The 14,260-nt window shown below is 49.5% G+C and carries 12 protein-coding genes; 5 read left to right on the top strand and 7 right to left on the bottom strand.

Translation table 11 applies throughout. The features are described 5' to 3' along the window. Positions 1 to 116 precede the first annotated feature (116 nt). Complete coding sequence (gene rpiA, locus L4D79_RS27200) at positions 117 to 776, top strand: ribose-5-phosphate isomerase RpiA (RefSeq protein WP_428656440.1); 660 nt, start codon at positions 117 to 119, stop codon at positions 774 to 776. Positions 777 to 1,051: 275 nt separating this feature from the next. After that, positions 1,052 to 2,281, top strand: coding sequence for a phosphoglycerate dehydrogenase (serA, locus tag L4D79_RS27205; protein ID WP_428656442.1), 1,230 nt, complete (start codon positions 1,052 to 1,054; stop codon positions 2,279 to 2,281). Between the two features lie 187 nt (positions 2,282 to 2,468). On the opposite strand, the gene L4D79_RS27210 is transcribed toward serA, so the two are convergent. Both L4D79_RS27210 and L4D79_RS27215 read right to left on the bottom strand, forming a co-directional pair. Next, a complete protein-coding gene (locus L4D79_RS27210) occupies positions 2,469 to 3,167 on the bottom strand; it encodes an oxidative stress defense protein (RefSeq protein ID WP_428656444.1) in 699 nt (232 codons plus the stop codon). Positions 3,168 to 3,278: 111 nt separating this feature from the next. Then, positions 3,279 to 4,175 carry a LysR family transcriptional regulator ArgP gene (locus tag L4D79_RS27215; RefSeq protein ID WP_428656447.1) on the bottom strand — a complete coding sequence of 299 codons (897 nt, stop codon included), beginning with the start codon at positions 4,173 to 4,175 and terminating at the stop codon, positions 3,279 to 3,281. Positions 4,176 to 4,351: 176 nt separating this feature from the next. Between L4D79_RS27215 and L4D79_RS27220 the strand changes: the two genes are divergently transcribed. Both L4D79_RS27220 and L4D79_RS27225 read left to right on the top strand, forming a co-directional pair. Then, complete coding sequence (locus tag L4D79_RS27220) at positions 4,352 to 4,984, top strand: LysE/ArgO family amino acid transporter (protein WP_428656449.1); 633 nt, start codon at positions 4,352 to 4,354, stop codon at positions 4,982 to 4,984. Then, on the top strand, positions 4,974 to 5,480 hold the full coding sequence (locus L4D79_RS27225; protein ID WP_428656451.1) for a YbaK/EbsC family protein: 507 nt from the start codon (positions 4,974 to 4,976) through the stop codon (positions 5,478 to 5,480). Before L4D79_RS27220 ends, L4D79_RS27225 begins: the two co-directional genes overlap by 11 nt. A gap of 68 nt (positions 5,481 to 5,548) precedes the next feature. On the opposite strand, the gene mscS is transcribed toward L4D79_RS27225, so the two are convergent. The 5 genes from mscS to tkt all read right to left on the bottom strand — a co-directional run bounded on the left by mscS (position 5,549) and on the right by tkt (position 12,561). After that, complete coding sequence (gene mscS, locus L4D79_RS27230) at positions 5,549 to 6,472, bottom strand: small-conductance mechanosensitive channel MscS (RefSeq protein WP_428656453.1); 924 nt, start codon at positions 6,470 to 6,472, stop codon at positions 5,549 to 5,551. 277 nt (positions 6,473 to 6,749) lie between these two features. Next, complete coding sequence (gene fbaA, locus L4D79_RS27235; protein ID WP_428656455.1) at positions 6,750 to 7,826, bottom strand: class II fructose-bisphosphate aldolase; 1,077 nt, start codon at positions 7,824 to 7,826, stop codon at positions 6,750 to 6,752. 147 nt (positions 7,827 to 7,973) lie between these two features. Further along, positions 7,974 to 9,137: a phosphoglycerate kinase gene (locus L4D79_RS27240; protein ID WP_428656458.1), complete on the bottom strand. Its 1,164-nt coding sequence runs from the start codon at positions 9,135 to 9,137 to the stop codon at positions 7,974 to 7,976. Positions 9,138 to 9,215: 78 nt separating this feature from the next. Continuing rightward, positions 9,216 to 10,292: an erythrose-4-phosphate dehydrogenase gene (epd, locus tag L4D79_RS27245; protein WP_428656460.1), complete on the bottom strand. Its 1,077-nt coding sequence runs from the start codon at positions 10,290 to 10,292 to the stop codon at positions 9,216 to 9,218. 274 nt (positions 10,293 to 10,566) lie between these two features. Further along, positions 10,567 to 12,561 (bottom strand): transketolase, encoded by a 1,995-nt coding sequence (tkt, locus tag L4D79_RS27250; RefSeq protein ID WP_428656462.1) that lies wholly within the window; start codon positions 12,559 to 12,561, stop codon positions 10,567 to 10,569. Between the two features lie 405 nt (positions 12,562 to 12,966). Here tkt and metK point away from each other — a divergent pair, with 405 nt between their 5' ends. Then, positions 12,967 to 14,121, top strand: a complete 1,155-nt coding sequence (gene metK, locus L4D79_RS27255; RefSeq protein WP_428656464.1) for a methionine adenosyltransferase — start codon at positions 12,967 to 12,969, stop codon at positions 14,119 to 14,121. Positions 14,122 to 14,260 lie beyond the last annotated feature (139 nt).

Raw genomic sequence — 14,260 nt, forward strand, 5'->3', positions numbered from 1 at the left:
TGTCTTTTTCCTCCAACTTAGGTTGCATTTATCCGGCCAGATAAGGACTGACGCCAGACTGCGATTTGGCTATAATCAGCGCTCCGCGCAACGTTTGTCATCACTAGGAGATAAGCATGACACAAGATGAAATGAAGAAAGCTGCTGGCTGGGCTGCTCTAGAGTACGTAAAGAAAGGCAGCATTGTAGGTGTCGGTACTGGCTCGACGGTTAATCACTTCATCGATGCTTTGGCTACCCGCAAAGAAGAAATCAAAGGTGCAGTATCAAGCTCTGTCGCGTCTACCGAGCGCCTTGAGCAAATCGGTATCCCTGTATTTGATGCCAACGAAGTCTCTAGCCTCGATATTTATGTTGATGGTGCTGACGAAATCAACGGCGAATACGACATGATCAAAGGCGGCGGCGCAGCCCTGACCCGCGAAAAGATTGTGGCAGCGATTGCCAAACAGTTTATCTGTATTGTTGATGACACCAAGCAAGTTGATGTACTGGGTCAATTCCCGCTACCGGTTGAAGTGATCCCGATGGCACGCTCTTACATTGGCCGCGAATTGGTTAAGCTTGGTGGTGATCCTGAGTACCGTGAAGGCTGCGTTACCGACAACGGTAATATGATCCTGGATGTCCACAACATGGCCATCACCGATGCAAAAGCAATGGAAGACAAAATCAATGCCCTACCGGGTGTTGTCACTGTTGGTCTGTTTGCCCACCGCGGTGCTGATGTTCTGCTTGTCGGCAGCCCTGAAGGCGTGAAAAAATTCGAAAAGTAATCACCTAGCCCCTTTTTTACCTTGGCTTACAAGGAAAAAGGCGCTTTCAGCGTTACTCACTTTCAAAACGGCATAATATATGCCGTTTTTTATTATCAATCCTGTAATATTCTTACCCATTCTGGTCATTTTTTGATAACTTAACTGGCAGCATGTAAGCAAACCGAATGTGGTGCTCATGGATTGCCCGTATACAGGAAATCTCTTCCTTCCTTTTCCTGCCTCTGCCCAGCTCCCATGAGCCCCCCAGCCACCAGCGTTAAGGATGAGTATCAATGGCTAAAGTTTCACTGGAAAAAGACAAAATAAAGATCCTGCTGTTAGAAGGCGTCCACCCTTCTGCAATTGAAATATTACAGCAGGCAGGTTACAGCAACATCGAATACCACAAAGGCTCCCTTTCCGGTGACGAGCTGCTTGCCGCCATTGCCGACGCCCATTTCGTCGGCATCCGTTCCCGTACCCAGCTAACAGAAGAAGTCTTCCGTGCCGCACAAAAGCTGATTGCGGTAGGTTGTTTCTGTATTGGTACTAACCAGGTTGAACTGAGTGCCGCCGCCAAACGCGGGATCCCGGTCTTCAACGCCCCATTCTCCAACACCCGAAGTGTGGCTGAGCTGGTACTGGGTGAGATCCTGTTACTGCTGCGCGGTATTCCTGAAAAAAATGCCAAAGCGCACCGTGGCGAGTGGTTCAAGTCTGCCGACCAGTCTTTCGAAGCCCGTGGCAAGCGCCTCGGTATTATCGGTTACGGCCATATCGGTACCCAGCTTGGGATCTTGGCTGAAAACCTCGGCATGAAGGTGTACTTCTACGATATCGAAAACAAACTGTCACTGGGCAATGCGACCCAAGTGCCATCGATGACCGAACTGCTGAACAAGTGTGATGTGATCAGCCTGCACGTGCCGGAAACCCCAGAAACCCAAGATATGATGGGGGTCGAGGAATTCGCCCGCATGAAGCCGGGTTCTATTTTCATCAACGCAGCCCGGGGGACCGTGGTCGATATCGACTCACTGTGCAGCGCGCTGGAAAGCCGCCATATTGCCGGCGCCGCTATCGATGTGTTCCCGGTTGAGCCGAAAACCAACAACGATCCGTTCGAAAGCCCATTGGCCAAATTCGACAACGTACTGCTGACACCGCACATTGGCGGCTCGACCCAGGAAGCACAGGCGAACATCGGTGTTGAAGTCGCAGGCAAGATGGCGAAATACTCAGACAACGGCTCGACCCTGTCTGCGGTTGGTTTCCCAGAAGTCTCCCTGCCTGAGCACAAGGATTGTTCGCGCTTGCTGCACATCCACGAAAACCGTCCGGGGATCCTCAACCAGATCACCACTATCTTTGCCGAGGAAGGGATCAATATCGCCGCCCAGTACCTGCAAACCGGCCCTGAAATCGGCTATGTAGTGATTGATGTCGAAACCGAGCGCTCGGAACAAGCGCTGACGAAGCTAAAAGCCATCGACGGCACCATCCGCGCCCGTATTTTGCACTAAACGCAAACGGCAACCTAAACGACAAAGGAGAGCACAGTGCTCTCCTTTTCTACATTCTGGCGAGTGGCGAGTGGCGAATGGCGAGTGGCGAGTGGCGAGTGGCGAGTCCAGCTTGAACTTGAACACTCCTAATTCAACTTTCATCTCTACCCTATCGCCTATTGCCCATCGCCTCGTGCCAAATAACTTATTCTTCCAGCTTAAACACCACCTCAACCCGGTCACGGATGGTGATCTGGGTATCTTGGTAACTGACGGCATTCTCCGGAGCAGCGTCCATCGCCATACGCATCATCATCGGACGAGGCTGGCTGGCTTGATAGGAGATCTGCCATACCCCATCCAAGGATTCACCAAACCCTTTAGCCAACGACTCCGCCTTGGCAATGGCATCTTTGATTGCCGCCTGGCGCGCTTGCTCCATATACTCGTCTTCGTTGCTGACCTTGAGCTCGATGTTGTTGATGCGGTTGATGCCGTCACCCAGAGCGCTATCAAGGTAGGTATTGAGGTTATCCAACGTATTGACCGTTACTGTTACATGGCGGCTGGCACGGTAGCCCTTGAGCTCCGGCTCTTTGTCTTTCGGGTAATGGTACTGGGGCTGGAGGCTGATATTCGCACTCTGGATCTGGTTACGCTCGATACCTTCGTCAAGCAAACGCGCGACGAAAGCTTCCACCGCTTTATCTACCGCCTGCTTGGCTTCTTTGGCTGTCGGGCGGATTTCTTCTACTGCCACAGCAAACACCGCCATATCCGGCTGTGCCGTTACTTCACCGTTACCAGTTGTCTGTAAATGCGGAACACTGACCGAGGCCGCAGCAAGGCCGCTGGTACCCATTAAACCCAACCCCAACATTACTGCGATAAGTTGTTTTTTCATCTGTCTTATTCCTGTTATCTGAGTCTGTTTTTTCATGCTTTGTCCATATGACAACAGGCAGTGACAAAAGATTCCCTTGATTGAGAATTTTTTTGTACATTGTTTTATATTTTATTGCGGAAGAACCTTTCCGGCATACTGGGTCATCTGTTCTGACAAGTCTGACAGTACCCCACTCTCCAGTGCCCAGTGGTGCCAATACATTCTGCGGGTGAGAAAAATATCTGGGGTCAGGTTCACCAAGGTGCCCGAATCGAGCTCCTGCTGAATTTGGATCCGCGGGATCAAACAATAGGCAATCCCTTCCACCGCCATCCGGACAAAGGCCTCCGACGAGCGCACCGTATGTTTCATTACACTGCCAAAAGGCAGATTAAAATGCTGATGGATAAATCGCTCATGCATATCATCGTGATGGTCAAACGCAACGCCGGGTGCGGCCAGCAAGGTGTCGCGGTTGACCCCTTGGCCAAAATACTTAGCGGCAAAAGACGGGCTGGCCACGCAGAGGAAATCCACCCTGCCCAAGTAATCCGCCACACAGCCCGGCATTGGGGTGGACTCCATGCTGATCGCCCCGACCACCTCGCCACCGCGCAGTTTGTCCAGCGTTCGGGATTCATCTTCGATCATCAGATTGAGCTCAATCCGCCTTGAACGCAGTAAAGGGCTCAATGCCGGCAGCAACCAAGTGGCTAGACTATCAGCGTTAGTCGCAATAGACACCGACAATGGCTGACTGCTGTCATCCGGTGTCAATTCGGGCAACAGCTCCTGCTCGAGCAGGCGCACCCGGCGATAAAGCCCCAGTATTTTCTGTCCAGCCGCCGTTGGCCGTGGCGGCTGCTCCCTGACCAGCATGGGTTGGGCCATCAACTTTTCCAGCTGCTTGATCCGCTGTGACACCGCCGATTGGGTAATACACAGGTACTCTGCTGCCCGCTCAAATCCCCGTTGGGATATCACCGCATCAAGCGCTTCAACCCATCGATAATCCAGTCCCCGCATCCTTTTTCACCTGTTTTGTCTCTGTTTAATACCATCATTAGGAAGTCTAATATTACATAAATTTTATTAGTTGTACTTAACATTAGTGGCAGGAGTATGCTTGCGCCAACACTTTCAACCCGGCCTCCCACATACAGGGAGCAACCGAAATATCAGACAATAAGGTAAGCAGTAAAATGAGCATTTGGGTGTTTTTACAAGGATTTGGACTCGGCGCATCGATGATTATCCCGATCGGGGCACAAAATGCCTTTGTGCTCAACCAGGGGATCAAGCGCAACCATCACCTCACCACCGCAACCGTCTGCAGTGTGCTCGATACCTTGTTTATTAGCCTGGGCATCTTCGGTGGCGGCGCTTTGCTCTCCAGCAACGAAACCTTGCTGACCAGCGTAACCGTCGGCGGCATCCTGTTCCTGACCTTTTACGGCTGCCTGTCACTGAGCAGTGCCCTGCGCAAGCCTTCCGAGCAAGAACAGAACAAAGAGATGTTGGCCCGTGGCCGCCGTGCAGTGATCCTTGGCGCACTGGCTGTCACCGTGCTCAACCCACACATGTACCTCGACACGGTGGTGATCCTAGGTTCTATCGGTGGACAATTTGAGGGCAATGACCGCGTAGCTTTTGCTATCGGCACCATTCTGGCCTCGTTTGCCTGGTTCTACACCCTATCAATGGGTGCGGCAAAATTAGGCCCGACATTATCAAAACCCAAGGTAAAGCGCGGAATCGATCTTGCCGTTGCCGCTATGATGTTCTTCATCGCCACTCATCTGGCACAAGGATTATGGAGCCAATATGCAGCTTGAGAAAATAGAACACATCTACCAGTCTAATCTGGACCTGTTCAGCCAAGCCAATGTCAGCTACCAGCAATGGCAGCACGAACCGATTCTCGATTTTGAGGCAGACGAGCGGATCGGTAAAGAGCTCGGCTGGACAGCCGCCCCGACCAAGAGCCTGTTCATGAAAGTCAAAGGGGGCGGCTACTGCCTACTGCTGACCCATCGTGACAGCCGACTCAACAGCAAGCTGGTCAAGCAAGTATTGGGCAAGCGGGTATCGGTATGTACTCATGAAGAGATGATTGATGCCATTGGCTGTGCGCCGGGCGCAGTGTGTCCTTTCGGCCTGCCTGCCGATATCACCCTGCTGGTCGACCCCGTGGTTTATCGTTATCAGGATTTGATGTTCACCCCAGGCAAGCCTGACATGACCTTTTCTTTTGCTAGTGCCGATCTCGATCAGTTACTTGCAGCCTTACCCAACCAGGTTTTGTCTTTGCCAGCTGAAGCCGAAGTCTAACCAAGCAAGTCCTATTTGAGCGACATAAAAAATGGAGCCTTGCGGCTCCATTTTCATTGAACTAAATCTTACTGCTCGAGGACCTTGTTGAGGTGGACATCCATCTGTGGATACGGGATCCCGATATTCTCTTTATCCAGCTCTTCTTTGATCGCCTGCATCAAATCGAAGTATACCGCCCAATAATCCGCAGTTTCCACCCAAGGGCGCACCGCGAAATTCACCGAAGAATCAGCCAACGCCAATACGCCGATGGTTGGCTCGGGATCTTTCAAGATGCGCGCATCCGCTTCGATCACCCGAGTCAGCACCGCTTTGGTATGCTTGAGATCGGCATCGTAAGAAACACCAATCACCAAGTCGATACGGCGCGTCTTATGGCGAGAATAGTTGGTGATAGGCCCACCAATCACTGATGAGTTCGGCACTACCACCATTTTATTATCAGGAGTATTCAAGATAGTCGAGAACACCTGGATCGATTCGACCGAACCGGAGACCCCACCAATCTCGACAAAATCACCCGACTTAAACGGACGGAAGGCAACGATCAATACACCGGCAGCAAAGTTTGACAGCGAACCCTGCAAGGCCAGACCAATGGCCAAACCAGCGGCACCGATCACGGCAACAACAGAGGCCGTCTGCACACCGACACGGCCCAAAGCAGCAATCAATACAATCACAAACAACAGGTAGCGCACTAGCGATTGGAGAAACTCAACAACCGCTTCGTCCATATCTTTTCTGCGCAGCATTTTTGCCACGCCGTTAGCAATACTTTTGGTGATGATATTACCAACGAACAAGATCAGCAGCGCAGACAGGATATTCACCCCGTACTGAATCAACAACTCTTGGTTGTCGGCCACCCATGTACCGGCATTGAGTACACCGGTGGTTAGTTCATTATCCTTAATGGTATCGACTACCGTATCCGCAACCCCCGTAACGGTATCTGTCACGGTATCTGTAACACTACTCTCACTCATACCTTTCTCATCCTGCAAATATTATTTCCTTTCCCACAAAAAATAGCAGCGGGAGCACCAATAATCATAGGTTTAATTATGTGAATTACTTATGCAATCACCACTATAACAGTGATTTATTGACTTTGTTGAGCACTAAAAGCTCTTTTTCGCGCCGGATAATACTCCTCAGCTCAAAAATCGCCAACAAAAAAATTGAGAGGGATCACAAACAAATTACAGGCATAAAAAAACCCGCCGCAGCGGGTTTTTTCTTAGCTTAGCGCAGGACGTAAAATTATAGTACGTCGATAGCGTTAAGGTCAGAGAATGCTTTCTCTAGGCGAGCAACCATTGAAGACTGACCAGCACGTAGCCATACGCGAGGATCGTAGTACTTCTTGTTTGGAGCAGCTTCGCCAGTTGGGTTACCGATCTGGCCTTGTAGGAAGTCACGGTTTGCAGCTTCGTATTGACGAACGCCATCCCATGAAGCCCACTGAGTATCAGTATCGATGTTCATTTTGATAACACCGTAACCGATAGACTCTTGGATTTCTTCTTCAGAAGAACCAGAACCACCGTGGAATACGAAGTTTAGTGCGTTACCCGCAATACCGAACTTCTCTGCACAGTATGCTTGAGAATCACGTAGGATAGTTGGAGTAAGAACAACGTTACCCGCTTGGTAAACACCGTGTACGTTACCGAAAGAAGCCGCGATAGTGAAACGAGGGCTGATAGCAACTAGTTTCTCGTATGCGTAAGCTACATCTTCAGGTGAAGTGTATAGCTCAGATGCGTCCATATCAGAGTTATCAACGCCGTCTTCTTCACCACCAGTACAACCTAGTTCGATTTCTAGCGTCATACCCATCTTAGCCATACGCTCTAGGTACTGACCAGAGATCTCGATGTTCTCTTCTAGTGACTCTTCAGAAAGGTCAATCATGTGAGAAGAGAATAGAGGCTTGCCCGTTTGTGCGAAGAACTCTTCACCCGCGTCTAGTAGACCGTCGATCCATGGAAGAAGTTTCTTAGCAGCATGGTCAGTGTGAAGGATTACTGGCACACCGTAAGCTTCAGCAACAGCGTGAACGTATTTTGCACCTGCAACAGCACCAAGGATCTGAGCTTGTTGACCTTCAAGTTTTACGCCTTTACCAGCGAAGAAACCAGCACCGCCGTTAGAGAACTGAACAACAACTGGTGCTTTAACTTTTGCAGCAGCTTCTAGAACAGCGTTTACAGAGTCAGTGTTAACAACGTTAACCGCTGGAAGTGCGAACTTGTGCTCTTTAGCAATTTCAAAAACTTTCTGTACGTCGTCGCCAGAAATAACACCAGGTTTTACAAAATCGAAGATCTTAGACATAACAATAGTCCTATTTGCCTTGTTGTCTTATATAAATATAAATCTGTGCAATCGTTTGCGAAGCGCCCATATTCTACAAAAACATGACCTTATTCACAAACGATTAAGTGCGGAAGTGCTTTGCCGGAACTCCCGCCCTCAAATTACTTAAGCTTTTGCACGCTCTTCTAGCATAGCAACAGCAGGAAGTACCTTACCTTCAACGAACTCAAGGAAAGCACCGCCACCCGTAGAGATGTAAGAAACGTCAGCTTTGATACCGAACTTGTCGATAGCTGCTAGCGTGTCACCACCACCGGCTACAGAGAAACCTGCAGATTCAGCGATTGCTTTAGAGATACCAGCCGTACCCGCTTCGAAGTTCTTGAACTCGAATACGCCTACAGGGCCGTTCCAAAGGATAGTTTTTGCGTTGCCAATAATCTCAGCAAGAGCAGCCGTTGATTCTGGACCAAGGTCGAAGATCATGTCGTCGTCTTGAACTTCAGACACGTGCTTGATTTCCGCTTCAGCGTTCTCGTCAAAAGCTTTTGCACAAGCTACGTCAGTCGCCACTGGGATAGCACACTCTTTCATTAGCTTCTGAGCTGTTTCAACTAGGTCTGCTTCGTATAGAGACTTACCTACGTTGTGGCCTTCAGCAGCGATGAATGTGTTCGCAATACCACCACCAACAACTAGCTGGTCAGCCACTTTAGATAGTGACTCAAGAACCGTCAGCTTAGTCGAAACTTTAGAACCACCAACGATAGCCACTAGCGGGCGCTCTGGGTTGTCCATTGCTTTGCCTAGTGCTTCTAGCTCAGCAGCAAGAAGAGGACCCGCACATGCTACTGGTGCGTGAGTACCTACACCGTGAGTAGATGCTTGTGCACGGTGAGCCGTACCGAATGCGTCCATAACAAAGATGTCACACAGTGCAGCGTACTGCTTAGAAAGCGCTTCTTCGTTCTTCTTTTCGCCTTTGTTGAAGCGAACGTTTTCAAGAACAACTAGCTCACCTGCGTTCAGCTCTAGGCCGTTCAGGTAGTCTTTTGCTAGTTTAACGTCGCAATCTAGAGCGTCGTTTAGGTAGTTAACAACAGGCTGTAGAGAGAATTCTTCCGCGTACTCGCCTTCAGTTGGACGACCCAGGTGAGAAGTAACCATTACTTTTGCGCCAGCTTCTAGGCACTGCTTGATAGTTGGAAGCGATGCAAGGATACGCGCATCAGAAGTTACTTTACCGTCTTTCACAGGAACATTTAGGTCAGCACGGATGAATACGCGTTTACCCGCAAGTTCCAGATCAGTCATCTTGATTACAGACATGGTTTGTCCTCTCAACATTAATTAATTTAAAATCAAAGTTTTGTCGGCCCAGCGTCACTGCCAAGCCCTAATAATTCGTTACTGCTTATCGCACGCCGCTGAGCTTTGCTCGCCGGCCAATTCGGCCGTATCGGTCGCACTCATGGCCAAGGCGGTATCTAGCATCCGGTTGGCGAATCCCCATTCATTATCACACCAGACCAACAGCTTAATCAGATGCTGGTTACTTACTCGGGTCTGGGTACCGTCGACAATCGCGCTATGGGGATCGTGATTGAAGTCTACAGAGACAAGCGGCACTTCGGTGTAGTCCACTATGCCATCTAATGTACAACGAGATGCCTCGGCCAGTGATTGATTTACGTCATTAACTTTCACATTTGTTTTTACAGTGACACTCAAATCCATCGCGGTGACGTTAATTGTCGGTACGCGCACAGAGATCGCTTCAAATTTGTCGGAAAGTTTCGGAAAGATACGGCCAATACCCAGATGAAGTTTAGTATCAACCGGAATGATTGACTGGCTGGCAGCTCGGGTTCGGCGTAGGTCGCTGTGGTAAGCATCGATGACCTGCTGGTCATTCATCGCCGAATGGATGGTGGTAATAGTGCCGGACTCGATGCCGAAGGCGTCATCCAGCACTTTAATAACAGGGACAATACAGTTGGTGGTACAAGAGCCATTGGAAACAATGGCATGCTCAGGCTTGAGCGAGTCGTGGTTCACACCATAGATAATGGTATTGTCGATATCATTTGCAGCAGGATGGGAAAACAACACTTTTTTGGCGCCCGCTTTGATATGGGCTTCGCCGTCGGCGCGACTGCCAAAGATACCGGTACAGTCTAAGACAATGTCGACGTCTAGATCCTTCCAGGGCAGCAAGTGGATTTCGTTTTGGTGAAGAATACGGATACTGTCCTTTTCACCGTTCCCATGAGCAATAAAAAGGTGCTCCTGGTCATGGCTGACAGGCTTAAAAAAACGTCCATGGCTGGTGTCATACTGGAGCAGATGAGCCATACCTTCAGGCTCAGCCAGTTCGTTGACCGCCACGACTTTGATGTGATGATCTTTACCGCTTTCGTACAGTGCCCGAAGCACACTGCGACCAATACGGCCAAATCCATTAATTGCGACTTTTAGTGTCATATCCGTGCTACAAAATTAATAAGCCGCGTTAGTGTATAACAAGCATCCCTGAGAATCACCATAAATGTGAGCAGAGTCACCCAAGCCATCTATACACTTTATTTTCAGAAGCTTACTGTTAAAACCTTGCGGTTTGGCTGGTCATTACCAACAACCAATGACGTGACAAAGATCTCATTTCATATAAAAAAAGACCCCTGACTGGGGTCTTTTTTTTAGCCTTCGAAATAAATCATCAGGTGCACAGCACTTAGCGACTTAATTCAAATCAAGCTTATGCCAACACTTCTTTCGCCGTGTTAACCACGTTCTCGGTCGTGAAACCGAACATCTTGAATAGCTCGCCAGCAGGGGCTGATTCACCGAATGTCGTCATACCGATGATCTTGCCACCAAAGCCTACATATTTGTACCAGAAGTCAGCAATGCCCGCTTCAACCGCAACACGTGCTGTTACGTCAGATGGCAGAACAGCTTCACGGTAAGCCGCATCTTGCTTGTCGAACAAATCAGTCGATGGCATAGACACTACGCGTACGTTCTTACCTTCAGCTGTCAGCTGAGCTGCCGCTTCTACCGCTAGCTCAACTTCAGAGCCGGTGGCGATAAGAATAAGCTCTGGCTTGCCTTCACAATCTTTCAGGATGTAACCACCCTTCGCGATGTCAGCAACCTGTGCTTCAGTACGCTCCTGCTGCGCTAGGTTCTGGCGCGAGAAGATCAGAGACGTTGGGCCATCTTTACGCTCGATAGCCAGTTTCCAAGCCACTGCAGATTCAACCTGATCACATGGACGCCATGTGCTCATGTTTGGTGTTAGACGTAGAGAGGCAATTTGCTCAACCGGTTGGTGAGTTGGGCCATCTTCGCCAAGACCGATAGAGTCATGCGTGTAAACTTGGATGTTCTGCACTTTCATCAGTGCCGCCATACGCATTGCGTTACGCGCATATTCCATGAACATTAGGAAAGTTGCGCCGTATGGTACGAAACCACCGTGCAGAGCAATACCGTTCATGATCGCTGTCATACCAAATTCACGTACACCGTAGTGAATGTAGTTGCCCGAGAAGTCGTTTGCTTCTAGCGACTTAGAACCAGACCACATCGTCAGGTTAGACGGCGCCAGGTCAGCAGAGCCGCCCATGAACTCAGGTAGCATCTGACCGAATGCTTCAAGCGCGTTTTGAGACGCTTTACGTGATGCGATATTTGCAGGGTTAGCTTGCAGATCCGCGATGATAGCGTTCGCTTTCTCTTCCCACTGTGCAGGTAGATCGCCATTCACACGGCGCTTGTACTCTGCAGCTAGCTCTGGGTGAGCAGCTTCATAAGCGGCGAACTTCTCGTTCCATGCCGCTTCTTTCGCAGCGCCTGCTTCTTTAGCATCCCACTCAGCAGCGATGTTTGCAGGGATCTCAAATGGACCATGCTCCCAGCCAAGTGCAGCTTTCGTCGCGGCAATTTCTTCTGCGCCAAGCGGTGCACCGTGACAGTCATGCGTACCAGCTTTGTTCGGTGAACCGAAACCGATAATCGTCTTGGTACAGATAAGAGTCGGACGTGGATCCGCTTTTGCAGCTTCAATCGCAGCGTTGATCGCACCAGCGTCGTGGCCGTCAACAGCAGGGATCACATGCCAGCCGTATGCTTCGAAACGCTTAGGCGTATCGTCAGAGAACCAACCTTCAACTTCACCGTCGATTGAGATGCCGTTGTCATCCCAGAAAGCAACTAGCTTGCCTAGGCCCAGTGTGCCAGCAAGAGAACACGCTTCGTGAGAGATACCTTCCATCAAGCAGCCGTCACCCATGAACACGTAAGTATTGTGGTCAACGATGTCGTGGCCGTCACGGTTAAACTGAGCTGCAAGGGCTTTTTCTGCCATTGCCATACCCACACCGTTGGTGATGCCCTGGCCTAATGGACCAGTCGTGGTTTCAACGCCAGGTGCGTAACCGTATTCCGGGTGGCCTGGAGTTTTAGAGTGTAGCTGGCGGAAGTTTTTCAGATCGTCGATAGACAGATCGTAGCCAGTCAGGTGAAGCAGAGAATAAATCAGCATTGAACCATGGCCGTTTGACAGGATAAAACGGTCGCGATCAGCCCACTCAGGGTTTTGTGGATTGTGGTTCATGTGGCCACGCCACAGTACTTCAGCGATATCAGCCATACCCATAGGTGCACCAGGGTGGCCAGAGTTAGCTTGTTGAACACCGTCCATGCTTAGGGCACGGATTGCATTAGCAAGATCTTTACGAGAAGACATGTCTGCTCCAGAAATTCGTAGACGTTGAATATTCGGCTACCCTCACCATCAATGATTCAGGTTAACCGCAGTTCGGCGGGCGGGTATTGTCGCAAAGACTGGGCTATAACTGCAAACGATTTCCTGAGAAAAATAAGTTCTATATCAAGACCATGGTAGCCTACCACAGTCGGATTCTAGGCAACTAACTGTAATAAAAGCGTTACAGGGAAAACGTTTGCTTTCTTTTAACAGAAATATCCCTACTTGTTGCAAGTTGATTTTTAACCAGCAAAAGGTATTATAGCCGTCTAGACGGAGGTAGCTCTATACATACAAACGTATATCCGTACGCAATTGCGTGATAGATATCATAAGCATATAGAGCTCAAGTTTTTCACTTAACATATTTTTATGGGAGCGCTCATGGCGAAGCACCTGTTTACTTCTGAATCAGTATCAGAAGGCCATCCAGACAAAATTGCAGATCAGATTTCAGATGCAGTATTGGATGCGATCTTGGAGCAAGATCCGAAAGCACGTGTTGCGTGTGAGACTTACGTAAAAACCGGTATGGTGATGGTGGGTGGTGAAATCACCACTTCAGCATGGGTTGATATTGAAGAAATCACTCGTGAAACCGTACGTGAAATCGGTTATGTAAACTCAGAAATGGGTTTCGATGCTAATTCTTGTGCCATCCTAAGCGCAATCGGTAAGCAGTCTCCGGATATCAACCAAGGTGTTGACCGTGAAGACCCACGCGAGCTGGGTGCTGGTGACCAGGGTATCATGTTCGGTTACGCGACCAACGAAACTGACGTACTGATGCCTGCACCTGTAACTTACGCTCACCGCCTAGTTGAACGTCAAGCAAAAGTACGTAAGAACGGTGCCCTACCTTGGCTTCGCCCTGATGCGAAAAGCCAGGTAACTTTTGCCTACGACCAAGGCAAAATCGTTGGTATCGATGCAGTCGTACTTTCTACTCAGCACTGCGACAGCATTGAACTACCAGTACTGCAAGAAGCAGTAATGGAAGAGATCATCAAGCCAGTCCTGCCTGCAGAGTGGCTGAACAAAGACACCAAGTACTTCATCAACCCAACCGGCCGTTTCGTTATCGGTGGTCCAATGGGTGACTGTGGTCTAACTGGCCGTAAGATCATTGTCGATACCTACGGCGGTGCAGCTCGTCACGGTGGCGGTGCATTCTCTGGTAAAGATCCATCAAAAGTTGACCGCTCAGCAGCTTACGCAGCACGTTACGTAGCGAAGAACATCATCGCTGCTGGCATGGCTGACCGTTGTGAAATCCAACTGTCTTACGCTATCGGTGTTGCTGATCCAACATCTATCATGATCGAAACATTCGGCACCGAGAAAGTGTCTCATGACATCATCGTTGAAGCCGTACGCCAGCACTTCGACCTACGCCCATACGGCCTGATCGAAATGCTTGACCTGCTTAAGCCAATGTACCAAAAAACAGCGGCATACGGTCACTTCGGTCGTGAAGAATTCCCATGGGAAAAAACTGACAAAGCCGACATCCTACGCGACTTCGCTAACATCAAGTAAGCGCCTAGGTTTGGTAAAAAAAAGGAAGCTTTGGCTTCCTTTTTTGATTTTGAGTTCCTAGATCCTAGAAGCTAGTTCCTAGAGTCGTTGGCAATACTCTCTCAAGGAACCAGAACCTAGGATCCAGGAACTAGGATCC

The organism is Photobacterium satsumensis, assembly GCF_050336935.1.
Lineage (GTDB): Bacteria > Pseudomonadota > Gammaproteobacteria > Enterobacterales > Vibrionaceae > Photobacterium > Photobacterium satsumensis.

Coding starts and splice junctions, on each gene's coding strand:
- L4D79_RS27225 (WP_428656451.1), top strand. CDS start 4,974: ATGCAGCTTGAGAAAATAGAACACATCTACCAGTCTAATCTGGACCTG.
- tkt (WP_428656462.1), bottom strand. CDS start 12,561: ATGTCTTCTCGTAAAGATCTTGCTAATGCAATCCGTGCCCTAAGCATG.
- fbaA (WP_428656455.1), bottom strand. CDS start 7,826: ATGTCTAAGATCTTCGATTTTGTAAAACCTGGTGTTATTTCTGGCGAC.
- rpiA (WP_428656440.1), top strand. CDS start 117: ATGACACAAGATGAAATGAAGAAAGCTGCTGGCTGGGCTGCTCTAGAG.
- L4D79_RS27210 (WP_428656444.1), bottom strand. CDS start 3,167: ATGAAAAAACAACTTATCGCAGTAATGTTGGGGTTGGGTTTAATGGGT.
- L4D79_RS27220 (WP_428656449.1), top strand. CDS start 4,352: ATGAGCATTTGGGTGTTTTTACAAGGATTTGGACTCGGCGCATCGATG.
- metK (WP_428656464.1), top strand. CDS start 12,967: ATGGCGAAGCACCTGTTTACTTCTGAATCAGTATCAGAAGGCCATCCA.
- L4D79_RS27240 (WP_428656458.1), bottom strand. CDS start 9,137: ATGTCTGTAATCAAGATGACTGATCTGGAACTTGCGGGTAAACGCGTA.
- serA (WP_428656442.1), top strand. CDS start 1,052: ATGGCTAAAGTTTCACTGGAAAAAGACAAAATAAAGATCCTGCTGTTA.
- mscS (WP_428656453.1), bottom strand. CDS start 6,472: ATGAGTGAGAGTAGTGTTACAGATACCGTGACAGATACCGTTACGGGG.
- L4D79_RS27215 (WP_428656447.1), bottom strand. CDS start 4,175: ATGCGGGGACTGGATTATCGATGGGTTGAAGCGCTTGATGCGGTGATA.
- epd (WP_428656460.1), bottom strand. CDS start 10,292: ATGACACTAAAAGTCGCAATTAATGGATTTGGCCGTATTGGTCGCAGT.